The organism is Stenotrophomonas sp. SMYL8 (assembly GCF_036320065.1).
Lineage (GTDB): Bacteria > Pseudomonadota > Gammaproteobacteria > Xanthomonadales > Xanthomonadaceae > Stenotrophomonas > Stenotrophomonas maltophilia_A.
Map to the genome: position 1 here is coordinate 52,996 of NZ_JAWIRR010000021.1, position 23,531 is coordinate 76,526.

Here is a 23,531-nt window from a genome sequence, read left to right on the forward strand (position 1 = left end):
GAACAACCTGCGGGCAGGGTGCTGCCGCGGCGGGACCGGGTTGACCTGCATGGTCCACGGGTCCAGACTGCCCGCCGCTGGCGGCGCGTCCGTCGGCACACGCATCCCGGAGTCCCCAACCCATGTCCAGCGACAGTAGAAGTCGACCTCGTTCGACGCCAGCGATGGCCACCGCCTGACATCGGGACGGTTTGCCTGCGTTGGCGTTGCGCGAGGTCGCACCCCCACAAGGCAAACCCGATGAACCAGAAGCAATTGCTGCGCCCGGTGGCCGATGCCGCCGCACTGGCCGCGCCGCTGGCGAATTTCAACACCGCCGATGCGGTGGAATTCCTCAACACGCTGGAACTGACCCGCGCCGCGGAAACGCTGGCTGCGCTGCCGTTGCCGCGTGCAGTGAAAATGCTGGAAGCGCCGGAACTGCACCGCAGCGGCGAACTGGTGGCTGCGCTGCCGCCGGCGCGCGCTGCCGCCCTGCTCGGCTTGATGGCCGACGACCGCGCCACCGACATCGTCCATGAGCTGGATGAGGAAGAACGCGCCCGGTTGATCCCGCTGCTGGGCACCGACGCCCGCCAGGCCATCCAGAAGCTGCTCAGCTACCCGCCGAACACCGCCGGCGCGCTGATGACCACCGAGTACGTGGCGGTACCCGCCAGCTGGACCGTGGCGCAGACCCTGCAGCACATCCGCCAGGTCGAGCGCACCCGTGAAACGGTGTACGCGATCTACGTGCTGGACCCGGCCAGCCAGCAGCTGCAGCAGGTGGTGACCATGCGCCGGCTGATCACCGGCCTCCCGGAGGAGTCGATCCTGGACGTGGCCCAGGTCAATCCACCGGTGACGGTGGACGCACTGATGGACCAGGAAGAAGTGGCACGGCTGATCCGTCGCCACGACCTGCTGGCGATCCCGGTGGTCGACGACCAGCAGCAGATGCTCGGCATCGTCACCGTGGACGACGTACTGGATGCGCTGATCGAGGAATCCACCGAGGACGCGCACAAGTTCGGCGGCATGGAAGCGCTGGACAAGCCGTACATGCAGATCGGCTTCTTCGAGATGCTGCGCAAGCGCGCTGGCTGGCTGAGCGTGCTGTTCCTGGGCGAGATGCTGACCGCCAGCGCGATGCAGCACTATGAGGACGAACTGGCGCGTGCGGTGGTGCTGACCCTGTTCATCCCACTGATCATGAGTTCGGGCGGCAACTCCGGTTCGCAGGCCACCTCGCTGCTGATCCGCAGCCTGGCGCTGCGCGAACTGCGCCTGCGCGACTGGTGGAAGGTGGCCCTGCGCGAAGTGCCCACCGGCATGGTGCTGGGCGCGATCCTCGGCTGCCTGGCCATCGTGCGAATCGTGATCTGGCAGCTGGGTGGCCTGCATGACTACGGCGAGCACTGGATCCTGCTGGCGATCACCATCGGTGCGGCGCTGGTCGGCATCGTCACCTTCGGCTCGCTGTCCGGCTCGATGCTGCCGTTCATCCTGAAGCGGCTCGGCTTCGACCCGGCCAGTGCCTCGGCCCCGTTCGTGGCCACCCTGGTGGACGTGACCGGCCTGGTGATCTACTTCAGCATCGCCGCGATGATCCTGCACGGCACGCTGCTGTAAGTCGGAACCATCGTGCTCCGGCAGGTGCCGACCTTGGTCGGCACGCAGAACAAAAAGGGGACGGAGGGGATTAAGTCGTTCAAGGCACATGAGGCACAAACGACTTAATCCCCTCCGTCCCCTTTTTTGGGTACCGTAGGCGCATGAGTACCTACCACCTGCAGTCCGTGTTCCGTCCGCAGTCGGTCGCGGTGATCGGCGGCAGTCCGCGTGAGCGTTCGGCCGGGCGCGCGGTGATGCGCAACCTGCGTGGCACTGGCTTCCCCGGCAAGGTGGCCTGGATCAACCCGCGGCATGCCGAGATCGATGGCATCCGCACGATCAAGCGGTTGAAGGATCTGGACTGGGTACCGGACCTGGTCGTCATCACCGCACCGGCGGCGATCGTGCCGCAGGTAGTGCGTACCGCCGCCGAACGCGGCGTGCAGGCCGCGATCATCCTCACCGCGCACCTGGGCGAAGGCCCGGGCTCGTTGTCGGAACAGGTGGAAACGGTGGCGCGCAAGCACGGCCTGCGCATCCTTGGCCCGCACTGCCTGGGCGTGATCGCACCGCATGCACGGCTCAATGCCAGCATCGCCGCGCACTTCCCGCAGGCCGGTGACCTCGCGCTGATCTCCGAATCCTCGGCCATTGCCGCTGCGCTGGTGGAATGGGGTGTGGCGCGCTCGGTCGGCTTCTCCGCCGTGGTCTCGCTGGGCGACACGATGGACGTCGACTTCGGCGACCTGCTCGATTACTTCGCCACCGACTACCGTACCCGCGCCATCCTGCTCTACGTCGAGCAGATCAAGGATGCGCGCAAGTTCATGTCGGCCGCGCGTGCCGCCGCGCGTGCCAAGCCGGTGGTGGTGGTGAAGTCCGGTCGTGCCGAGCGCGTGCAGCCGGGCAGCCGCGATACCCATGTGCAGGCCCTGGCCCGCGCCGACGACGTCTACGGCGCGGCCTTCAACCGCGCCGGCCTGCTGCGCGTGGGTGCGCTGGACGAACTGTTTACTGCCGCCGAGTCGCTGGGTCGGTTGGGGACGTTCCCCGGTCGTCGCCTGGCCATCCTCAGCAATGGCGGTGGTGTCGGGCGTCTCGCCGTGGATCAGTTGATCGCATTGCGTGGCACGCTGGCCAACCTGTCCGACAGCACGGTGGAGAAGCTTGACGCGGTGCTGCCGCAGGGCTGGTCGCGCAGCAATCCGGTCGACATCGTGGTCGATGCCGATGGTGACCGCTATGCCGCGGCCATCGAAGCGCTGCTGGCCGACAACGAGAATGATGCGGTGATGGTCGTCAACGTACCGACCGCATTCACGTCATCGGCCGACGCCGCACAAGCGCTGACCCGCACGCTCGGCCTGCGGCCGCGCCATCACCGCGACAAGCCGGTCTTCGCGGTGTGGCTGGGCAACGACGACCAGGCCACGGCCACGCTCAACGCGGCACGCGTCCCGACCTACCCGACCGAGGCCGAAGCCGTACGTGGCTTCCAGCATCTGGTGCGCTACCGCGAAGCGCAGAACGCGTTGATGGAAACGCCGCCCAGCCTGCCGCAGGATTTCAGTGTCGACACGGCCGCCGCGCGCGCACTGGTCGATGCCGCCCTGGCCAACGGCCAGCAGTGGCTGGACCCGCTGGCCACCCATGAACTGCTCAAGGCCTATGGCATTCCGTCCGCGCCGGTGATGCATGCGCGCAATGCGCACGAGGCGATGGACCTGGCGCAGCCGCTGCTGGAGCGCGGTGCCACGGTCGCACTGAAGGTTCTCTCGCCGGATATTCCGCACAAGTCGGAAGTGGATGGCGTGCGCCTCAACCTGTCCACGCTGCCGGCGGTGCAGAGCGCGGCCAACGCGATCCTGTCGCGCGCACGCCAGCTGCGGCCGGATGCACGCATCGATGGCCTGCTGGTACAGCCGACCATCGTCCGCCCGAAGGCGCGCGAACTGATCGTCGGCATCGCCGATGACGCGACGTTCGGTCCGGTGATCGTGGTCGGTCGCGGCGGCACTGCCGTCGAAGTGATCAATGACAAGGCGCTGGCGCTGCCGCCGCTGGACCTGCGCCTGGCCCATGAGCTGATCGGCCAGACCCGCGCCTCGCGCATCCTCAAGGCTTACGGTGACGTGCCGGCGGCTGACGAGCGCGCACTGGCGCTGGCGCTGGTGAAGCTGGCACAACTGGCTGCCGATATCCCCGAGGTGCGCACGCTGGACATCAACCCGCTGCTGGTCGACGGCAAGGGCATCCTCGCCCTCGATGCCCGCGTAGCGGTGGCGCCGTCGCGCATCCTGCACAAGGGCCGCGGCCATCCGCGTTTCTCGGTGTTCCCGTACCCGAAGGAGTGGGAGCGCACCATCGAGCTGTCCGATGGCGGCCGTGCCTTCGTGCGCCCGGTGCGGCCGGAGGACGACGCACTGTTCCGTGCGTTCTTCGCCCGCGTCAGTGACGAGGATCTGCGCCTGCGTTTCTTCCAGTCGGTGAAGCACTTCAGCCACGAGTTCATCGCGCGCCTGACCCAGCTCGACTACGCACGCTCGATCGCGCTGGTGGCGATCGAGCCACGCAGCGGCGAAATGCTGGGCGCGGTACGCCTGCACGCCGATGCCGATTACCACCGTGGCGAGTACGGCATCCTGATCCGTTCGGACCTGAAGGGCCACGGCATCGGCTGGCGGTTGATGGCGATCATGATCGAGTACGCCAAGTGGCTGGGCCTGGACGTGGTCGAAGGCCAGGTGCTGCGCGAGAACAGCACCATGCTGGCGATGTGCCAGAGCCTGGGCTTCAAGACCAAGCTGGATCCAGACGATCCGACGGTGATGATGGTGACCCTGCCGGTGCAGCAGGTCGAGGTGCCGGCACCGGACTTGTAGAGTCGAGCTTGCTCGACTGTCGTCATCGGGAAGCAGTCGAGCAAGCTCGACTCTACGGCCAGGTTAGCGGAGGGGCTCCACCACCACCGCCGTGCCATAGCACAGCACCTCGGTCAGCCCGGTCATCACGTCGGTGGCGTCGTAGCGCATGCCGATGATCGCGTTGGCGCCCAGCTGCCGCGCGTGCTTGACCATGTCGCGGTAGGTTTCCTCGCGGGCCTGTTCGCACAGCTCGGTGTAGATGGTGATGTTGCCACCGAAGAGCGTCTGGATGCCGGCCAGGAAGTTGCCGACGATCGAACGCGAGCGCACGGTGATGCCACGCACCACGCCGAGGTTGCGCACGACGCGATGGCCGGGCAGCTCGAAGGCGGTGGTGACCAGCGCATCGTCGAAGCGCAGTGCCGGCGGCGAAGGGGAGCCGCTGTTGTAGGGGTCTGCCATGGTCGCGTCCGTATCGTTGCCGTCTGTAGAGTTGAACCATGCTCGACTGGCTGTGGAGCAGTCGAGCAAGCTCGACTCTACAATGCAACCGCCCGTTGCGGCATGGCTCCGTCACCGTGATGGCGCGACAATACCCCCATGACCGACCGTATCCCCCTGTTGCTGCTGCCCGGCCTTCTCAACGATGCCGAGCTGTGGCGCTCACAGCTGGCTGACCTGGCCGACATTGCCGAATGCACGGTGGGCGACCAGACCCGCGGCGAAACCCTGCAGGGCGTGACCGAGGACGTGCTGGCGCAGGCGCCGGAGCGCTTTGCGCTGGCAGGTTTCTCGCTCGGCGGCTTCGTCGCCCAGCAGATCCTGCGCATCGCGCCCGAGCGCGTGCTGAAGCTGGCGTTGATCGATACCTCGATCCATGCCGATTCGCCGGAACGTGCTGAGCAGCGCCGCAGCCAACGTGCCAGCGTGCGCTTGCCAGGAAAATTCCACGGCTTCGGTGACGTGCTGATGCGCAGCTACATCGATGCTTCTCGGCTGGATGACTACGTGCTGGTGCAGCGTGTGCGCGACATGACCGCGCGGTTGGGCGCCGAAGTGTTCCTGCGCCAGAGCGCGCTGGAGCGCCGCGACGGCCATGACGTGCTGGCCGGCTACCGCGATCCGCTGCTGATCGTCTGCGGTGCGAACGACCGCATCACGCCGCTGGCGGTGAGCGAGGAGATGCACGCCCTGGTGCCGCACTCGCAGCTGGTGGTGGTGCCCGATTGCGGGCACCTGGCACCGATGGAAAGGCCGGACGAGGTCAGTGCGGCCATGCGTGGGTGGTTGCTGCAAGGCGAAGGATAGCTCTGCCTTGGGTAGGTGCCGACCTTGGTCGGCACGATGTGTCATCGACTGACCAGAGGCCAGTGCCGACCATGGTCGGCACCTACGATTCCGATACGTAACCCCAGTTGGGATCAATCCCAGGCCGGGGCAATCCCTTCCGGATTCGCGAGGCGATGGCCGCGATCCAGCTTGGCGATCTGCGCCATGTCTTCGTCGGTCAGGCGCACGGCCGCTGCTTCCAGGTTGGCTGCCAGGTTTTCGCGCTTGGTCGACGACGGAATGACCGAGAAGCCCTGCTGCAGCGCCCACGCCAGCGCAACCTGCGCCGGCGTGGGCTGGTGACGGCCGGCAATGGCCTGGATCACCGGGTCCTTCAGCACTTCGCCATAAGCCAGACTCATGTAGGCGGTGATGTGGATGCCGTTGTCCTGCAGGAACTTCACCAGCAGGCGGTTCTGCAGGTACGGGTGGATCTCGATCTGGTTGGTGGCGATGGCTTCGGCACCGAGGATCTCGATCGCCTTGCGGGTCTGCGCGATGGTGAAGTTGGAGATGCCGATCGCCTTGGTCAGCCCCTGCGCCTTGGCTTCGGCCAGTGCCGGCAGGTATTCCTCCATCGGCACATCGACCTTGTCATTCGGCGACGGCCAGTGGATCAGCGCCAGGTCGACGCGGTCGGTGCGCAGCTTCTCCAGACTGGTACGCAGGCTGGCCAGCAGCGCATCGCGCTTGAACTCGGTGATCCACACCTTGGTGGTCAGGTACAGATCATCACGCGGCACGCCCGACTCGGCGATGGCCTGGCCGACCTCGGTTTCGTTGCCGTAGATCTGCGCGGTATCGATGGCGCGGTAACCGACCTCCAGCGCATTGCGCACCGAGTCGATCACGGTCTGGTCTTTGAGGCGGAAGGTGCCGAGACCGAAAGCGGGGACAGTCATGGGAAGCTCCAACGGGGGGAAGGGAGTGGCAGAGGGAAGAGGGTAGGACAGGCACCGTATGCATGCCGGCAACGGTGCATTGCATGGATCAATGCGCGGTGGCGGCAATGCCGTCGGCGCGGTGGTCGACGCCATCACGGCGGTCGAGGCGGCCGCTGAGCACGGTCAGCGCGTAGGCCAGTACGACCACCAGCGCGCCCAGCCAGGGCGTATGCATCAGGCCGATGTGCTCCACCACCAGACCGCCCAGCGAGGCGCCCATGGCGATGCCGACGTTGAACGCGGCGATGTTCAGGCCCGATGCCACGTCGGTGGCCTGCGGTGCATAGCGCTGCGCCTGCTTGACCACGTAGACCTGCAGGCCGGGCACGTTGCCGAATGCCACCGCACCCAGCGCCAGCACCGTCAGCAGCATCAACCAGGTGTTGTAGGCAGTGAACGTGAGCACGAACAGCACCAATGCCAGCAGTCCGAAGATGCGCTTCAGCGCGGGCACCGGACCCAAGCGGTCGGCCATGCGCCCGCCCCACAGGTTGCCGATCGCCACCGACACGCCGTACACCAGCAGCACCAGGCTCACGGCGTTGGCCGGAAGGCCGGTGACGTCCTGCAGGATCGGCGCCAGATAGGTGAAGGCCAGGAAGGTGCCACCGTAGCCCAGCGCGGTCATCGCATAGACCAGCAGCAGGCGTGGCTGGCCGAGCACGGCAAGCTGCTGGCGGAGGCTCGCCGGCGCACTCTGCGGCAGGTTGCGCGGTACGAACAGCAGCGCGCCGATCAGGGCGACCACGCCGAGGCCGGCCACCGCCAGGAAGGTCGCGCGCCAGCCCAGATGCTGGCCGATGAAGGTGCCCAGCGGCACGCCGGTCACCAGCGCCACGGTCAGGCCGGTGAACATGATGGCGATCGCGCTGGCCGCCTTCTCCTTCGGCACCACGGCGGTGGCGATGATCGCGCCGATCGAGAAGAACACGCCGTGCGCCAGGCCGGTGAGGATGCGGGCGATGATCAGCGAGGTATACCCGGGTGCCATCCAGGCGACGACATTGCCGAGCGTGAACAACACCATCAGCGCCACCAGCAGTTGCTTGCGCGGTACGCGTCCGGTCAGCGCAGTCAGCACCGGCGCACCGATGGCCACACCCAGCGCGTACAGCGAGACCAGCAGGCCGGCCGAGGGCAGGCTGACCTGCAGGTCGCCGGCGATGGTCGGGATCAGGCCGACGATGACGAATTCGGTGGTGCCGATGGCAAAGGCACCGAGGGTCAACGCCAGCAGGGCGAGGGGAATGCCACGGATCATGACAGGGTCCAGCAGGAGGAAGAGGCTGCGCAGTCTGCGCCGCCGACCTTTGCTGAAAAACCGGTCTTCACGCCAATCACTATTGCCGTGCAGTCAATAATAGGGGCATGAAAACCACTCTCGATGAAATGCAGGCGTTCCTTTCGGTGATCGACAGCGGTTCGATCAGTGCTGCCGCCGAGCAGCTGGGGCAGACGCCCTCGGGTGTGAGCCGCGCGCTGGGGCGGCTGGAGGACAAGCTGGGGATCACCCTGCTGACCCGCACCACCCGCCGCCTGCACCTGACTGCCGAGGGCGAGGCGTTCCTGCGCCATGCGCGCGCGATCATCGATGCGGTGGAATCGGCCGAGGAACAGATGGCGGCGCGCCGCGAACGCCCGGCGGGGCGCCTGCGCGTGGATGCGGCGATGCCGTTCGTGCTGCACGTGATCGCGCCGCTGGTGGCCGGCTATCGCGCGCGTTACCCGGAAGTGCAGCTGGAGTTGAACAGTTCCGACCGCTACATCGACCTGCTCGAACGGCGCACCGATCTGGCGATCCGGATCGGCCCGCTGGCCGACTCCACCCTGCATGCGCGGCTGCTGGGCCGCTGCCAGCTGCGGCTGGTGGCCAGCCCGGCCTACCTGGCCAGGCACGGCGAACCGGCCAGCGTCGCCGCACTGGGCCAGCACACGCTGCTCAGCTTCAACGAGCCGGAATCACTCAACCGTTGGCCGCTGCCCGGAGAGTCGGATGGGCTGCTGCTGGTGCGCCCGGATATTGCCGTATCCAGTGGCGAGACGCTGCGCCGGCTGGCGGTGGAAGGTGTGGGCATCACCTGCCTGTCTGACTTCGTCACCGATCGCGACCGCAGCGCCGGCACCCTGGTGCAGGTGCTGGCGGGGCAGACGCTGGATGTGTACCAGCCGATCCATGCGGTGTATTACCGCAACACCGCCGTGTCGTCGCGGATCAGCTCGTTCGTGGATTACCTGGCCGACGCGATGGCGCAGAGCGATTACGTGCGCTGAGGTTGCCGGCCAGCGGCCGGCACTACCGCACGCGCCGGTGGGTGCGGCTGCTCTGGTGGGTGCGGACCGTTGGTCCGCACTGATCCAGCCGTCGGCCGCGCCACCGGGGGGCGCGAGCCCAGGGGGGGGGGGCGGGGGCGGGCAGCGGCCGGCACATCGCACGGGTGGTGCCGCCCGCTGGCCGGCAACCGGATCACTCAGGCCGCACGCGCCAATGCGTCCTTCGCTGCCGCCGGGGTCGACAGATCGAACACATCCACCGCGTCGATCAACCGGTTCGCCTGTTGTTCCAGGCTGCGTGCGGCGGCACTGGCTTCCTCCACCAGCGCGGCGTTCTGCTGGGTGGTGCCATCCATCTGGATCACCGTCTGGCTGACCTGCTCGATACCCGCGCTCTGCTCCTGCGAGGCCGCCGAAATCTCGGCCATGATGTCGGTCACGCGCTGCACCGATGCCACGATCTCGGCCATGGTGTCACCGGCCTCGCGCACGCGCTGCGCACCGTGTCCGACCTGCTCAACCGAGGCTTCGATCAACGCCTTGATCTCCTTCGCGGCCGCCGCCGAGCGCTGCGCCAGCGTGCGTACTTCACTGGCGACCACCGCGAAGCCGCGGCCCTGCTCGCCGGCACGCGCGGCTTCCACTGCCGCGTTCAGCGCCAGGATGTTGGTCTGGAACGCGATGCCATCGATCACGCTGATGATCTCGGCGATCTGCCGCGACGAGGTTTCGATCGCGCTCATCGTCGTCACCACCTGGCCGACCACGTTGCCGCCCTGCGAGGCGACCGTGTGCGCGCCGATCGCCAGCTGGTTGGCCTGGCGTGCGTGCTCGGCGTTCTGGCGCACGGTGGAGGTCAGTTCTTCCATCGACGCGGCGGTTTCTTCCAGATTGGCCGCCTGCTGCTCGGTACGGCGCGACAGATCATTGTTGCCGGCGGCGATCTCTGCAGCCGCAGTGTGGATGTTGCCGGAGGCGTGCTTGATGTCGGTGACGATGGTCGCCAGCTGCGCGGCGGTGGTGTTGGCATCGCCGGCGATGCGCGCGAACACGCCCTGGAAATCGCCATGCATGCGCGCGCCGAGGCGGCCATCGGCAATCGCGCGCAGCATGCTGGAGACCTCGCCGAGGTTCAGTTCGGTCGTCTGCATCAATCGGTTCAAGCCGTCGACCATCGCGCGGAAGTCATGCTCGAAGCGCGCGCTGTCGCCACGCTGGCTGAAGTCACCCCTGGCAGCGGCTTCGGCCAGGCGGCGGATCTCGCCATTGATCATGCCGAGATTGACCTTGGCGGTATCCAGTGCGTCGGTGATCACCGCCTTCTCGCCGGGCAGGCGTTCCATGTCCTGGCTGAGGTCACCGATGGCGTAACGGCCCATGATCGCGATCGCGCGCAGCTTCACCTGGATGTGCGCATCGACCAGCGCGTTGCTGTCGGCCACCATCGTGCCGAACGCGCCGGGGAAGGCACTGGCATCCATGCGGTGGCTGATGGTGCCGGCTTCATGCGCCTGTGCCATCGTGGCCTGTGCATCGAGCACACCGCGCAGCGTGGACTGCACCGCCTGCATGGCCTGCGCGAGGCGACCGATCTCATCGCGGCTGCGCACCTGCACAACATGCTGCAGATCACCGGCGGCCACTGCACGCGCAGCGGCTTCCACCGCCAGCACCGGCTGCACCACCGCACGCCGCAGCCACCAGCCCAGGCCCATCAGCAGCAGCACGGCGGCCAGCACGGTCAGCGCCGCGCACAGCAGCAGCGTCTGCCGCGCCTGCTGCGAACGGACGGCCACCGCCGCTTCGGCCACCTGCGTGGCGTGCGTACTCAACGCATCCAGCGCGGTTGCCACCGGGCGGTCCTTGCCGCGCACGAGGTTGTCGCCGGCGGCGGGATCGTAGCTGGCCTCGGCGAACGCCTGCAGCGCCGCGTGATAGTCCTGCTGCAGCTGCGCGTGCAGGCCGATGAACGCCTGCGCCAGTTCGCGCGTGCGTGCATCCGGGCTGCTGACCAGGCCCTTGGCCAGCTGTTCGACCAGACGGCCCTCGCTGTCGAAGGCGTCCAGGTGGCGCTGGCGCAACGCGTCGTCGTGGCCGCGCAGCAGCACGTTCTTCCATTCCTGCACCTGGCCGCGGAACTCGCGCTGCAGGCGTTCGGCATCGCGGCTGTGCGCGACTTCGGGCGGAACCTCGGTGGACAACTTCAACCAGGCGGAGGCGAGGCCGGCCAGAGCGCACAGCAGGACCACAGCCAGACCAACGGAAACCGCGCCGAGCAGCTTGGACTGCAGGCGCGGAGCACGGACAGACGCATTCATGGGGAAGAACTCTCGGGAAGGGGCACTGCGGTATCGACCCGCTGCGCACGCCCTGAAGTGGGATATTGATCACATTCGCGTTTCGTTTAGTGATGTGAAGAAACTGTTTCATAGGACAGATGTGTCCATATGGAACGAAAGCAGACCCTCGACAGAGGAATTAAATGTAACTATTGTCGTTACATGAAATCCGCGAACCCGCTCTCCGACGCCCTGCATGTGATGGCGCACCTGGTCGGCCATGCCGCACCGCGTACGTCCGAACAGCTGGCGTCCTGCCTGCCGACCCATCCGGTGGTGATCCGTCGTCTGCTGGCACAGCTGCACAAGGCCGGCCTGGTGCGCAGCACCCGTGGTCACGGCGGCGGCAGCCTGCTGGCACGCGATGCCGCGGCGATCACCCTGCATGACATCTATCTGGCGGTGGGAGCACCGCCGCTGGTCCAGGTCGGCGCTCGCGATTCCGGCGGTGGCTGCCCGATCCAGCAGCTGGTCAACAGCGCCCTGCTCGAAGGCGCGCGCGAGGCGCAGCGGCTGCTTGAGCAGCGCCTGCAGGCGACCACGCTGGACCAGCTCGGCGCCGACTTCGCCCGCCATCTTGCCCATCACCGTTCCCTGGAAGGTCACCATGAATCCTGATGTGCTCATCGTCGGCGGCAGCTACGCCGGCATTGCCGCCGGCCTGATCCTGGCCCGTGCCCGTCGCCCGGTCACCGTCATCGATGCCGGTTCACCGCGCAATCGCTTCGCCAGTCATTCGCACGGGGTGCTGGGGCTGGATGGCATCAGCGGCGCCGAGCTGCTGAAGACCGCGCGTCAGCAGCTGCTGGACTACCCCACGGTGCGTTGGGTGCATGCCGAAGTGGAGCACGCCCGCACCACCGCCGAAGGCGTGGAAGTGCGTACCGCCGATGGCCAGGTGCTGGCCGCGCGCAAGCTGCTGCTGGCCAGCGGCATCGCCGACCAGCTGCCGGAACTGCCCGGACTGGCCGAGCGCTGGGGCAGCACCGTGCTGCATTGCCCCTACTGCCACGGCTATGAAGTCGGTGGTGGTGCCATCGGCCTGCTCGGCGGCCATCCGATGTCCGCCAGCAAGGCGCCGCTGTTCGCCGACTGGGGCAATGTCACGTTCTTCAGCATGGGTCTGGAGATCACCGATGAGGAACGCGCCGCCATGCAGCAGCGTGGCGTGCACATCGAGACGTCACCCGTGCTGGGTGTGCAGGGCGACCAGCCGACCTGGCTGGAAGTGGAGCTGGCCGATGGCCGCCGCATCGCACAGCGGGCGTTGTTCGTGCCGGCTACCCAGGCGATGGCCACGCCGCTGGTGCAGCAGCTGGGGTGCACATTGGTCGAGAGCCCGCTGGGGGTGCTGATCGAGGTCGACATGATGAAGCAGACCTCGGTGCGGAACGTGTACGCCGCAGGCGATGCGACCACGGTCGGCAACATCACCCTGGCCACCGCCGAGGGCGTGCGTGCGGGGATCGGCGTGCATCATGCGCTGGTGGCCGAGGACAGCGTGCCGCGCTGACCCCCGACGCGACGTGCTGCTCTGGTAGATGTCGACCCTGGTCGGCGCCGTTTCATCCACGCATGGCGTGGAAGAGCAGTCGAGCAAGCTCGACGCTACGGATCCCGGGCATCCATTCGCCCGTGCCCGTCGAGCAGGTGCCGGCCGAGGCCGGCACCGTTCCATCATCCCTTCACGCACAGCACCTGGCGCAGGGTGTGCACCACGTCGACCAGATCGAGCTGCGCGGCCATCACATCGTCGATCGACTTGTACGCCGCCGGCGACTCGTCCAGCACGCCGCTGTCCTTGCGGCATTCCACATGCGCGGTGGCCTCGCGGTGCTGGGCCAGCGTGATCTGCTGGCGCGCAGCGCCACGGCTCATTACCCGGCCGGCACCGTGGCTGCAGCTGTGGAAGCTGTCCGCGTTGCCCTTGCCACGCACGATGTAGCTGCGCGTGCCCATGCTGCCGGGAATGATGCCCAGCTCGCCCTCGCGGGCACTCACTGCACCCTTGCGCGTCACCAGCAGCTCCTGGCCGTGGTGCGTCTCCTTCTGCACGTAGTTGTGGTGGCAGTTCACCGCCATCGCCGCCAGCTGGAACTTCGGCAGCCGGTGGCGCATCTCGGCCAGCACCCGCGACATCATTGCCTCGCGGTTCTGCCGGGCGTAGTCCTGCGCCCACGACACTGCTTCGACGTAGTCATCGAACAGCGGCTCGCCTTCCATGAAGAACGCCAGGTCCTTGTCCGGCAGGTGGAAGCCGAGCACGCGCCGGGCCAGTTCCTCGCGCGCCTTCTCGATGAAGTAGGTGCCGATCAGGTTGCCGGTGCCGCGCGATCCGCTGTGCAGCATCACCCACACCGTGTCCGTCTCGTCCAGGCACAGTTCGATGAAGTGGTTGCCGCCGCCCAGCGTACCCAGCTGGCGGTCGAGCTTGTCGGTGCGGATCCTGCGGTGCTTGTCCTTGATGTTCTCCAGACCGGCGGCCAGCCCGGACTGCACCAGCCGCGTATGGATGCTGTCGGGCATGCGGTGGTGCTCGCCGCCGCGTCCGTTGCCGACCGGGATGCTGCGCTCGATGCTGTTGCGCAGCTGCCGCAGGTCATCGGGCAGGTCGTTGGCACGCAGCGTGGTACGCACCGCCGCCATGCCGCAGCCGATGTCGACGCCGACCGCGGCCGGGATGATCGCACCGCGGGTCGGGATCACCGAGCCCACGGTCGCGCCCTTGCCCAGGTGCACGTCCGGCATCACGGCCACCCACGGCCCGACGAACGGGATCGCGGCGATGTTGCGCAGCTGCTCATGCGCCTGCGCTTCCAGCGGCACACCGTTGATCCAGCCCTTGATCGGCGTGGTGCCCTCGGCGTGCAGCCATTGATAGTTCTGTTGAGTGTCCATGTCTTCGTGTTTGTCCTTGATGGGCCGGCGGCGCGTCCCTGCGCCGCCGCGACCCCCTACCTGATCGTCACCAACTGCTTCAGCACGCCATCCAGGCCGCCGAACACGGTGAGCTTGTCGATCTTCTCGGTGACCTTCTCCAGTGCCTCCAGCTCCTTCAAGCGCATCAGCACCGGGTTGTCCTCGATCAGCTTTGCGGTGTTGAGCTGCGAACGCGTGGCGTTGGCCTCCTCGCGGCGACGGATCACGCTGGCCTGGGCCTGCTTCTCGGCCAGCACCACACCGTTGAGGATCTCCTTCATCTCACCCGGCAGGATCACGTCCTTGATGCCCACGCCGAGCAGCCGCACGCCGTGGCCCTCGATCGCCGCCTGCACATGGGCGGCGATCTCGCCGTCCAGTGCCGCCTTGTCACCCAGCAGCTCGTCCAGGCTGCGCGCGGCAATCGCCTGGCGCAGGCCGAACTGCAGCTGCCGGTAGACGAACTCGTCGGCATTGCTGAGCGTGCGGTGTGCACGCACCGGGTCGACCACCTGCACGGTCGCGGCCAGGTTCACCCGCAGGGTCACCTTGTCGCGGCTGAGCAGTTCCTGGCCGGACACGTCCAGCGAACGCGCACGCAGCTCCACACGCTCCACCGACACGTTGCCGTTGAAGTTCCAGAACGCGTGCAGGCCGGCGTCCAGCGTCTGTCGCAGCGTGCCATCGATGAACAGCAGGCCGACCGACTCGCTTGGCACGGTGCTGATCACCGCCACACGCGGTAGCACGCCCAACTGGCCCAGGCGCTGCTGCACGTCCGCCGGAATGCGCGGCTCGTCACCCAGCGCCATCACGCGCACCTGGGTGTCGACCGAACCCCGCCAGCACAGACGGCGGCTGCCCGGCGGCAGCACTTCATCGATGCGGCCGTTGCGCAGCAACAGGCCGACCTCGCTGGCGCCGACGTTGGCCAGCACGAAGTGCGTGTCCAGCTCGGTGCCCAGCGCTTCGATCAGGCTGTCCTGGTCGCTGCCGGTATAGGCCGCGCCCTTCGATGCGGTGTGGATGTCCACGTGCGGGCGGCCGCCGAACGGCGACAGGCGGTGCACGCCCGGCAGCAGGATCTGCTGGAAACGACGGTTGCGATACACCAGGCCGCGCTCGCCGTCGCCGATCACGACCTTGATGGTCCAGAACATGGGAGTCTCTCCTTGTATGGCTCTGGTGGTTCGACCCGTTGCGGATGAATCGCCATGACCCGGGCCGATCAGGTCGTGGCGAGGCCGCCTGCACACCACGTGCAGGCAGCGGAAGAGGGCGGCCATCGGCGGACGGTCCACGCGCGGAGCCTTCGGTGCACCGGCACTGCTGCCGTCGTCGTTCCCGGCAGGCAGCACCGGTGCGGAACGTGGCTGGCAGTGGCGGCGGGCCGGGGCCCGGCGTGCGGTCCGTTGCCTTCCACGTTCCTGCCCGAAGGCGTTGTCCGTGGACGGCGACGATGGCCGCTGGGGCTTGCGCCCCGGGTGTTGCTTCAAGTCATGACGTAACAGGTCATGTGGTTTGGAGTGGGAATCGAACCCACGACAGACGGATTACGGATCCGTTGCTCTGACCAAGCTGAGCTATCCAGTTGGGGATCGCGCGGAATCGAACCGCGTACCGGCGAACCGGCGCCTGCTTCCAGCAGGCGATCCAGGCGATGGCATGTCCGCGACCTCCGGCATACGCCACGGCAACGCCGCGCGCACCAGCCCGTGGTGGAAACGGGACCGTTGGAGAATCGAGGGTGCAGGCCACCGACATTATCGCGAGCGATAATGTTTTGATGCGATGCAGATAATGTCCAGGCGTCGCCACTCGCGCGAAGTAAATCCTTCGGCGGAGCGGAAAAAACCTGTGTCAGTGAGCGGCGGGTTGCCGCGCGGGGTGCAGTTCTGGCATCGCGGGTCCTTGTGCCGACGCAAACGAAAACGCCCCCGGGACTTGCGTTCCGAGGGCGTCGTCAAGCCTCGGAGATCGGGGTGGCCGATCTCCGCAGGGCGGGTATCAGGCCGTTGTCAGCTGGTCTTCCTTGCCGAACGCGCGCGCCAGCACGTCCATGCGCAGGCATGGCAGCAGTTTGGCGATGGCGACGGAATGCGCGTTCAAGGGAAGTTTCCAGTGGTTGTTGAAACGAGGTGCGCACGATAAACCACGATTTATTCGTGCGCAACCATTTTGTTCAATTATTTTCTTCTTTACCGCGCAATGCCGGCCAGCGGCCGGCACTACCGGGTCTCAAGCTTCCGTGCTGGCGGCATCCAGCTGCGCGACATCCTGCACGCTCAGCGACACGTTGGCTGCGGCCAGCAGATCGTGCAGCTGCTCGACGCTGGTGGCGCTGACGATCGGCGCGGTGATTGACGGCCGTGCGATCTGCCATGCCAGTGCGATCTGCGCGGCACTGGCGTTGTGCTTGCTGGCCACGTCATCCAGTGCCTGCAGGATGCGCAGGCCACGCGGATTCAGATAACGCTTCACCACGTTCTCGCCACGCGCCGGGCTCTTGGCCGCATCGGCCGGCGTGCGGTATTTCCCGCTGAGGAAGCCACTGGCCAGCGCGTAGTAGCCGATCACGCCGATCTGTTCGCGCTGCACCAGCGGTTCCAGTTCCTTTTCGTAGCCGGCGCGGTCGTACAGGTTGTACTCGGGCTGCAGGGTTTCGTAACGCGGCAGCTTGTAGTCGGTGGATACCTTCAGCGCATCGGCCAGGCGCGTGGCGCTGTAGTTGGACGCACCGATCGCACGCACCTTGCCGGCTTCGATCAGCCGGCCGAATGCGGCCAGGGTCGCTTCCAGCGGCGTTGACTCGTCATCCTCGTGGGCCTGGTACAGATCGATCACGTCGGTCTGCAGGCGGCGCAGCGAATCTTCCACCGCGGCGTTGATGTTGTCCGGGGTCAGGCCGGGGCGCTCGGCCCACTTGGCCACCTTGGTCGCCAGCACCACCTTGTCGCGCTTGCCGCTGCGGGCAAACCACTTGCCGATCAGCGTTTCCGATTCGCCGCCGGCATTGCCCGGCACCCAGGCCGAATACACATCGGCGGTGTCGACCAGGTTGAAGCCGGCATCGACGAAGGCATCGAGCAGGGCGAAGCTGGCCTTCTCATCGGCGCTCCAGCCGAACACGTTGCCACCGAAGGCGAGCGGACGTACATGCAGGCCGGAACGGCCCAGTTCGCGGGTTGCCGTCATGGGCACGGACTCCTTGGGGGAAGTGCTCCAGAATAAAACGCGTTGTGTGACCGTGCTGCGGCGGTGACCACAAAACAGTGTTCCGCGATGCGCACGCAGCTAACGTTTTGTGAACACCTGGGACGCCGCGGCTGCTAGTCTCGCCGCATCTTCCGCTGGAGTCGCTCCGATGATGCCTGCTTCGTCCCTGCGTGGTTGCCGCCTGCTGCTTGCTTCGGCCCTGCTTGCCGCTGTTCCCGCGTTCGCCGCACCGGCCACGGTGGCACCGGCGAAGATCCAGGTGTCACCGGCCATCGATGCGGCGGTGAAGGCGTCGACCCGTGATGCCAACAACGTCAAGCGCGATGGCTTCCGTCATCCGGCGCAGACGCTGTCGTTCTTCAAGGTGACGCCGGAAAAAACCGTCATCGAGATCACCCCCGGCAACGGCTGGTACTCGGAAATCCTGGCGCCGCTGCTGCAGGACAAGGGCCACTATGTTGCCGCCGTGGTCGACCCGATGGCGGTGCCCGAGGGCCGCGGCCGTGACTACCAGCAGCGCAGCCGCGACAGCCTGGAAAAGAAGTACGCCGGTGCGCCGGCACAGTTCGGCAAGACCGCCGTGGTCGCCTACGATCCGGCCAAGCCGGTGTTCGGCCCGGCCAGTTCAGCCGACGTGGTGCTGACCTTCCGCAACGTGCACAACTGGCGCAAGGCCGGCCAGGCACAGGGCATGTTCCAGGGCTTCTTCAACGTGCTCAAGCCGGGCGGCGTACTGGGCGTGGTCGAGCATCGCGCCAAGGCCGACGTGGCCGACGACGATGACACCGGCTATGTCGGCCAGCAGCAGGTGATTGCGATGGCCGAAGCCGCCGGCTTCAAGTTGGACGCGCGCAGCGAGGTCAATGCCAACCCGCGTGACACCAAGGACCACCCGAACGGCGTGTGGACGCTGCCACCGACCAATCAGTACCACAAGGCCGATGATGCGAAGTACCAGGCGATCGGCGAAAGTGACCGCATGACCCTGCGCTTCATCAAGCCGTAAGGGGTGGTGCCGGGCTGGCGCATGTTGACTCTGTAGAGCCGAAGGCAGCGGCAGGAGCCGCTGCCAACGTCGCGTGCGACGGCCCGAAGGGTGCCGGTCAGGACGGCCGGCATCGTCCCTGCTCGGCTCATCGCGCGTAGCGCGGCGCATGGCTGGTCCCAACCGGCCATGCGCCGGAATTCGATCGTATGCAAGGACATGAATTGTTGAAGAAGGTCTTTTACATCGCTGTCGCGATGCTGGTGCTGGGGCGGTTGATCGATTTTGTGTTCTACGGTGGTCATGCCCACGATCTGATGGCGACGGTAGGGTTTGCCGTGCTGTTCGCGGGTGCCCTTCTGGAGGAACGTTCGCGCAAGGCCGACCCGCCGGCCGCAGGCCTGCGGCGCCGGGCCAATGTCATCGCCGCGTGCGGCATCGCACTGGTGCTGGGCTCGTTCCTGCTGGAATGGAAGGTTTTCGGCTGAGCCGGCCGTGATCGCGGCGGCGACGCGGGAATGGGACAATGCCCCACCCGCCGCCTGCCGTGCCCGCAATGCTGATCGCCTTCAACAAGCCCTTCAACGTGCTCTGCCAGTTCACCGACCGCAGCGTGCCGCCGCGGCCGACCCTGGCCGGGTTCGGCCTGCCGCCGCGCGTGTATGCCGCCGGTCGCCTGGACCATGACAGCGAAGGCCTGCTGCTGCTGACCGACAACGGTACGCTGGCGCACAAGCTGACCGACCCGAAGCACAAGGCTGACAAGACCTACTGGGTGCAGGTGGAAGGCATGCCCAGCGACGAACAGCTGCAACAGCTGCGCGACGGCGTGGTGCTCAATGACGGGCCGACCCTGCCGGCGAAGATCGAGCGCCTCGATCCGGCGCCGTCGCTGTGGACACGCGATCCGCCGGTGCGCTTCCGCAAGACCGTGCCCGACGCCTGGCTGGCGATCACGATCCGGGAAGGCCGCAACCGGCAGGTGCGGCGGATGACCGCGGCGGTGAGCCTGCCGACGCTGCGGCTGGTCCGCGTGTCGATGGGGCCTTACCGGCTGGACGACCTGCAGCCGGGGCAGTGGCGGCAGATCGGTTGATGCAGAAAGGGCCGGATACCTTCCGGTGTCCGGCCCTCATGTAGTGCCTTGGGGTCAGAGTCCTTCCTGTGGAAGGGATCCGACCCCGGCAGGCTCAGGCGTCGCTGCCGATATCGCTGTGCTCGTCCACCACGGTGTCGTTGCGGCGGTCACGTGCGTTGATGCGCTGCGCCTGGCCATTCACCACGTGGCCATTGGCTGCCTTCTTCTTCTGCTGCTTGCGGTACAGCGCGTAGCCGAGCAGGCCTACACCGACCGCAGCGGCGGCCACGGCCACTGCCGGATTGCGGCGCACGAACTTGGTTGCGGCCTTGCCGCCGGTCTTCACTGCGCCGATGGCGGCGCCGGTCTTGATCCAGTCCGCATTGCGCAGGCTGCCACCGGCGCTCTTCAGGCCATCGCCGGCGGTGTGGGCCAGCTCCAGGGCGCGCTCCAGAGCGCGGTCGGTGATTACGGTCAGCTTGCTCATGCGGGGGTCCTTTGCCTCGGGTCGAAGTCCAGTGTCGCGTGTTGCCCGTAAACGGTATGTCAGTCGAGGTCACACGTGGCGTGACTTTACCGCAGCCATTCAGGATCAGGCAGGGTCCGCAGCCGGCCCCACCGGTCAGGTCCTGCGCGGCTTGGCCCGATGGGTGGCCGTCGCCGTCCACGGGTCATCCGGCCACGGATGGCGCGGGTAGCGGCCCTTCATTTCCTTTTTCACTTCCGCGTAGGTGTTTTCCCAGAAATTGCGCAGGTCCTGGGTGACCTGCAGTGGGCGGCCACCGGGCGAGAGCAGGTGCAGGGTCAGCGGCACGCGGCCGTCGGCGATGCGCGGGGTGTCAGCCAGGCCGAACAGTTCCTGCAGCTTCACCGCCAGCACCGGCGGCAGCGGTTCGCCGCTCTCGCTGTCCAGCGCATAGGTGATCGGCCGCTCCAGCCCGGACGGCACGGTGATGCGGGTGGGTGCATGCCGTTCAACCAGTTGCCGCTGTGACCATTCCAGGGGCGACTTCAGCGCTTCGCCGAAACTGGCCTCGTCCAGCGCATCCAGGCGGCTCTTGCCGGCGAACGCGGGCTGCAGCCAATGCGCGCGCGTGGCCAGCAGGGCGTCGTCGCTGCAGTCGGGCAGGTCCAGCTCCGGCATCCAGCGCCGCAGCGATTCCACCCGTGCCTGCCATTGGCGCAGGCCTTCGGTCCACGGCAGCGCCTGCAGGCCGAGTTCGGCCACCGCGTCGGTCAGCGCCTGTGCGGCGTGCTGCGGATCAACCCGCCCGGCCGAGCGGCTGTCCAGCACGATGCGGTCGAAACGGGTCTCGCGCAGTGCCACCAGGGCGCGACGCTCGCTGTCCCAGCGCACTACGTCCTCGGTCACGAAGCGCTCCGGCCACGCCTTGCGCAGCTGGCCCTCGTCCACCGGTGCGGCACGCAGCAGCAGCGCGTCGCGTGCCTCGAAGCGCAGTTCACTGGCTACCAGCCACGGCTCGCCACGCAGGTCGCTCAGCTCGTGCAGGCGTCCGCTGCGACCGTTGGCCAGCAGGTAGCGCAGTGGGTCGCTGGGGTGCTGGACACCGATGCGGTCGGGGAAGGCGTGTGCGAGCAGGTCACCGAGTTCATGGGCTTCGATGCTGGCCGGCGGTGCGGCATCGCAGCGCAGGCGGCGACGCCACTGTTTGGCGGCGGCATCAATCGCGGCCAGGCCGCTGCGGTTGGCGTCGCCCGGTGCGCGGCCATTGCGGAACGCCGCCAGCGCACGCCAACGCGCGGCCAGCGCATCACCGCCCTGGCGCAACGGATCACGCGCGTCCAGCAGGGCGGCCAGGTCGGCAGCCAGCGCCTGCCCCCGTCCATCGGGCGCGGCCAGCAGCATCGCCGCCATCCGCGGATGCGTGCCCAGCGCCAGCACACGGCGGCCAAGTGCGGTGATCGCACCGCTGCTGGACAGCGCGCCGAGCCGCTGCAGCAGTTCGCGTGCCGCGCCCATCGGGCCCGCCGGTGGCGGATCGAGGAAGCGCAGGTCGCTGCTGCCCCAGGCGGCCAGTTCCAGCGCCAGTCCGGCCAGCTCGACCTGATCGATTTCGGCGCGGCGCTGCGGCTCCAGCCGCTGCGACTGCGGCCACAGCCGCCAGGCCACGCCTTCGGCCACGCGACCGGCGCGACCGGCGCGCTGGTCGGCCGACGCTTGGGCGATGGCCACCACGTCCAGCCGGGTGAAGCCGCTGTTGGGGTCGTAGCGCGGTTCGCGCGCCTGGCCGCTGTCGATCACCACGCGCACGCCGGGCAGCGTCACCGAGGACTCGGCCACGTTGGTGGCCAGCACCACACGCCGACGACCATCACTGGCCGCCTGCAGGACCCGCGCCTGCTGCTCCACCGGAAGTTCACCGTGCAGGGCCAGCACTTCGACGCCGGCATCCAGCGATTCCTGCAGCCCGGCCTGCACCCGCGCGATCTCGCGTTGGCCGGGCAGGAACACCAGCAGGTCACCGGGATGTTCAGCCAGGGCCTGCTGCACCGCGCGGCGAACCTGCAGTTCCAGCGCCTCATCGCGGCGCGCCGGGAAATGGCTGACCGTCACCGGGTAGCTGCGGCCTTCGCTGCTCAGCCGCGGCGCATCGAGGAAGCGTGCCAGCCGTTCACCATCCAGCGTTGCCGACATCACCACCAGGCGCAGGTCATCGCGCAGCTGTGCCTGCACGTCCAGCGCCAGTGCCAGGCCGAGATCACCGCTGAGGTGGCGTTCGTGGAATTCGTCGAACAGGATCGCGCCGACCTCTTCCAGCATCGGGTCGTCCTGCAGCATGCGGGTCAGGATGCCTTCGGTAACCACCTCGATGCGGGTGCGCGACGAGACCTTGTTCTCGAAGCGGATGCGGTAGCCGACGGTGCCGCCCACCTCTTCGCCCAGCTGCCGCGCCATGAACAGCGCGGCGCTGCGTGCGGCGACGCGGCGCGGTTCCAGCAGGATGATCTTCCGCCCCTGCAGCCACGGTGCATCGAGCAGCGTCAGAGGCACCTGGGTGGTCTTGCCGGCGCCGGGCGGTGCCTCCAGCACCAGTCGCGGCTGCGCGGCCAGGTGCTGCTGGATCTGTGGCAGCAGCGGGGAGATAGGGAAGAGCGGGGCGTTCATGTGCAAAGGATAAGGGGCCACGGCGGGCGCAGGTACAATGCGCGGGCACTTTTCCCCCGCGATGACCATGCACCTGATCGATATCGGCGCCAACCTGACCCACGACTCCTTCGACCGCGACCGCGATGCCGTGCTGGACCGCGCGCGCCAGGCCGGCGTGGTGCAGATGGTCATCACCGGTGCCAGCCGCGAGCACTCGCCATTGGCCCTGCAGCTGGCGCAGCAGCACCCGGGCTTCCTGTATGCCACCGCCGGCGTGCACCCGCATCATGCGGTGGAATACACCGAGGAATGCGACGCCGAGATGCGCGCGCTGCATGCCCACCCGGAAGTGGTGGCAGTGGGCGAGTGCGGGCTGGACTACTTCCGTGACTTCTCGCCGCGCCCGGCCCAGCACCGCGCGTTCGAGCGCCAGCTGCAGCTGGCCGCAGACAATGGCAAGCCGCTGTTCCTGCACCAGCGCGACGCGCATGCCGATTTCATGGCACAGATGAAGAACTTCGAGGGCCGTATCGGCCCGGCGGTGGTGCATTGCTTCACTGGTGAGCGTGACGAGCTGTTCGACTACCTGGACCAGGACTGGTACATCGGCATCACCGGCTGGCTGTGCGACGAACGCCGTGGCGCGCACCTGCGCGAACTGGTGAAGAACATCCCGGCCAACCGCCTGATGATCGAGACCGACGCACCGTACCTGCTGCCGCGCACGCTGAAGCCGATGCCGAAGGACCGCCGCAATGAACCGATGTTCCTCTCGCATATCGTGGAAGAGCTGGCGCGCGACCGTGGCGAAGACGTGGCGGTGACCGCCGCGAATGCAACTGCCGCGACGCGTGCGTTCTTCCGCCTGCCGGACGCGGGTTGAT

The 23,531-nt window shown here is 67.4% G+C and carries 19 protein-coding genes and 1 tRNA gene; 10 read left to right on the plus strand and 10 right to left on the minus strand.

What is annotated here, in order from left to right; genetic code table 11:
• Nucleotides 1-240 precede the first annotated feature (240 nt).
• Together mgtE and V3B25_RS15820 are read left to right on the plus strand one after the other, a co-directional pair.
• Nucleotides 241-1,611, plus strand: a complete 1,371-nt coding sequence (mgtE, locus tag V3B25_RS15815; RefSeq protein ID WP_201117637.1) for a magnesium transporter — start codon at nt 241-243, stop codon at nt 1,609-1,611.
• Between the two features lie 143 nt (nt 1,612-1,754).
• Complete coding sequence (locus V3B25_RS15820; protein ID WP_329810971.1) at nt 1,755-4,475, plus strand: bifunctional acetate--CoA ligase family protein/GNAT family N-acetyltransferase; 2,721 nt, start codon at nt 1,755-1,757, stop codon at nt 4,473-4,475.
• A 63-nt stretch (nt 4,476-4,538) separates the two neighbouring features.
• Here V3B25_RS15820 and V3B25_RS15825 read toward each other — a convergent pair whose 3' ends face one another.
• The gene (locus tag V3B25_RS15825) at nt 4,539-4,919 is read right to left on the minus strand and encodes a YbjQ family protein (protein WP_329810972.1); all 381 of its coding nucleotides are present in this window, start codon (nt 4,917-4,919) and stop codon (nt 4,539-4,541) included.
• Between the two features lie 138 nt (nt 4,920-5,057).
• Here V3B25_RS15825 and V3B25_RS15830 point away from each other — a divergent pair, with 138 nt between their 5' ends.
• Nucleotides 5,058-5,765, plus strand: a complete 708-nt coding sequence (locus V3B25_RS15830) for an alpha/beta hydrolase (protein ID WP_049424178.1) — start codon at nt 5,058-5,060, stop codon at nt 5,763-5,765.
• Nucleotides 5,766-5,878: 113 nt separating this feature from the next.
• Here V3B25_RS15830 and dkgB read toward each other — a convergent pair whose 3' ends face one another.
• Both dkgB and V3B25_RS15840 read right to left on the minus strand, forming a co-directional pair.
• Complete coding sequence (dkgB, locus tag V3B25_RS15835; RefSeq protein WP_329810973.1) at nt 5,879-6,688, minus strand: 2,5-didehydrogluconate reductase DkgB; 810 nt, start codon at nt 6,686-6,688, stop codon at nt 5,879-5,881.
• An 88-nt stretch (nt 6,689-6,776) separates the two neighbouring features.
• The gene (locus tag V3B25_RS15840; protein ID WP_049424175.1) at nt 6,777-7,991 is read right to left on the minus strand and encodes an MFS transporter; all 1,215 of its coding nucleotides are present in this window, start codon (nt 7,989-7,991) and stop codon (nt 6,777-6,779) included.
• 107 nt (nt 7,992-8,098) lie between these two features.
• Between V3B25_RS15840 and V3B25_RS15845 the strand changes: the two genes are divergently transcribed.
• Entirely contained in the window at nt 8,099-9,001 is a 903-nt protein-coding gene (locus V3B25_RS15845) for a LysR family transcriptional regulator (RefSeq protein ID WP_100469913.1), read from the plus strand.
• A 197-nt stretch (nt 9,002-9,198) separates the two neighbouring features.
• On the opposite strand, the gene V3B25_RS15850 is transcribed toward V3B25_RS15845, so the two are convergent.
• A complete protein-coding gene (locus V3B25_RS15850; RefSeq protein WP_329810974.1) occupies nt 9,199-11,319 on the minus strand; it encodes a methyl-accepting chemotaxis protein in 2,121 nt (706 codons plus the stop codon).
• Nucleotides 11,320-11,502: 183 nt separating this feature from the next.
• Between V3B25_RS15850 and V3B25_RS15855 the strand changes: the two genes are divergently transcribed.
• Together V3B25_RS15855 and V3B25_RS15860 are read left to right on the plus strand one after the other, a co-directional pair.
• On the plus strand, nt 11,503-11,958 hold the full coding sequence (locus V3B25_RS15855) for an Rrf2 family transcriptional regulator (RefSeq protein WP_033833804.1): 456 nt from the start codon (nt 11,503-11,505) through the stop codon (nt 11,956-11,958).
• Entirely contained in the window at nt 11,948-12,853 is a 906-nt protein-coding gene (locus V3B25_RS15860) for an NAD(P)/FAD-dependent oxidoreductase (protein WP_329810975.1), read from the plus strand. Before V3B25_RS15855 ends, V3B25_RS15860 begins: the two co-directional genes overlap by 11 nt.
• A 164-nt stretch (nt 12,854-13,017) precedes the next feature.
• Here V3B25_RS15860 and V3B25_RS15865 read toward each other — a convergent pair whose 3' ends face one another.
• From V3B25_RS15865 to V3B25_RS15880, 4 genes are all read right to left on the minus strand, one after another.
• On the minus strand, nt 13,018-14,238 hold the full coding sequence (locus V3B25_RS15865; RefSeq protein WP_329810976.1) for an RtcB family protein: 1,221 nt from the start codon (nt 14,236-14,238) through the stop codon (nt 13,018-13,020).
• 56 nt (nt 14,239-14,294) lie between these two features.
• A complete protein-coding gene (locus tag V3B25_RS15870; protein WP_329810977.1) occupies nt 14,295-15,419 on the minus strand; it encodes a slipin family protein in 1,125 nt (374 codons plus the stop codon).
• 357 nt (nt 15,420-15,776) lie between these two features.
• A tRNA-Thr gene (locus V3B25_RS15875) sits at nt 15,777-15,850 on the minus strand.
• 647 nt (nt 15,851-16,497) lie between these two features.
• Complete coding sequence (locus tag V3B25_RS15880; protein ID WP_049424161.1) at nt 16,498-17,454, minus strand: aldo/keto reductase; 957 nt, start codon at nt 17,452-17,454, stop codon at nt 16,498-16,500.
• A gap of 169 nt (nt 17,455-17,623) precedes the next feature.
• Here V3B25_RS15880 and V3B25_RS15885 point away from each other — a divergent pair, with 169 nt between their 5' ends.
• From V3B25_RS15885 to V3B25_RS15895, 3 genes are all read left to right on the plus strand, one after another.
• Complete coding sequence (locus tag V3B25_RS15885) at nt 17,624-18,481, plus strand: methyltransferase (RefSeq protein ID WP_329810978.1); 858 nt, start codon at nt 17,624-17,626, stop codon at nt 18,479-18,481.
• A gap of 203 nt (nt 18,482-18,684) precedes the next feature.
• Nucleotides 18,685-18,948 (plus strand): hypothetical protein, encoded by a 264-nt coding sequence (locus tag V3B25_RS15890; RefSeq protein WP_329810979.1) that lies wholly within the window; start codon nt 18,685-18,687, stop codon nt 18,946-18,948.
• A 68-nt stretch (nt 18,949-19,016) separates the two neighbouring features.
• Entirely contained in the window at nt 19,017-19,556 is a 540-nt protein-coding gene (locus V3B25_RS15895; protein ID WP_032129146.1) for a pseudouridine synthase, read from the plus strand.
• Nucleotides 19,557-19,650: 94 nt separating this feature from the next.
• On the opposite strand, the gene V3B25_RS15900 is transcribed toward V3B25_RS15895, so the two are convergent.
• Both V3B25_RS15900 and hrpB read right to left on the minus strand, forming a co-directional pair.
• Complete coding sequence (locus V3B25_RS15900) at nt 19,651-20,025, minus strand: hypothetical protein (RefSeq protein ID WP_019336760.1); 375 nt, start codon at nt 20,023-20,025, stop codon at nt 19,651-19,653.
• 135 nt (nt 20,026-20,160) lie between these two features.
• Nucleotides 20,161-22,665, minus strand: coding sequence for an ATP-dependent helicase HrpB (hrpB, locus tag V3B25_RS15905; protein WP_329810980.1), 2,505 nt, complete (start codon nt 22,663-22,665; stop codon nt 20,161-20,163).
• A gap of 67 nt (nt 22,666-22,732) precedes the next feature.
• Between hrpB and V3B25_RS15910 the strand changes: the two genes are divergently transcribed.
• Nucleotides 22,733-23,530: a TatD family hydrolase gene (locus V3B25_RS15910; RefSeq protein ID WP_032967280.1), complete on the plus strand. Its 798-nt coding sequence runs from the start codon at nt 22,733-22,735 to the stop codon at nt 23,528-23,530.
• Nucleotide 23,531 lies beyond the last annotated feature (1 nt).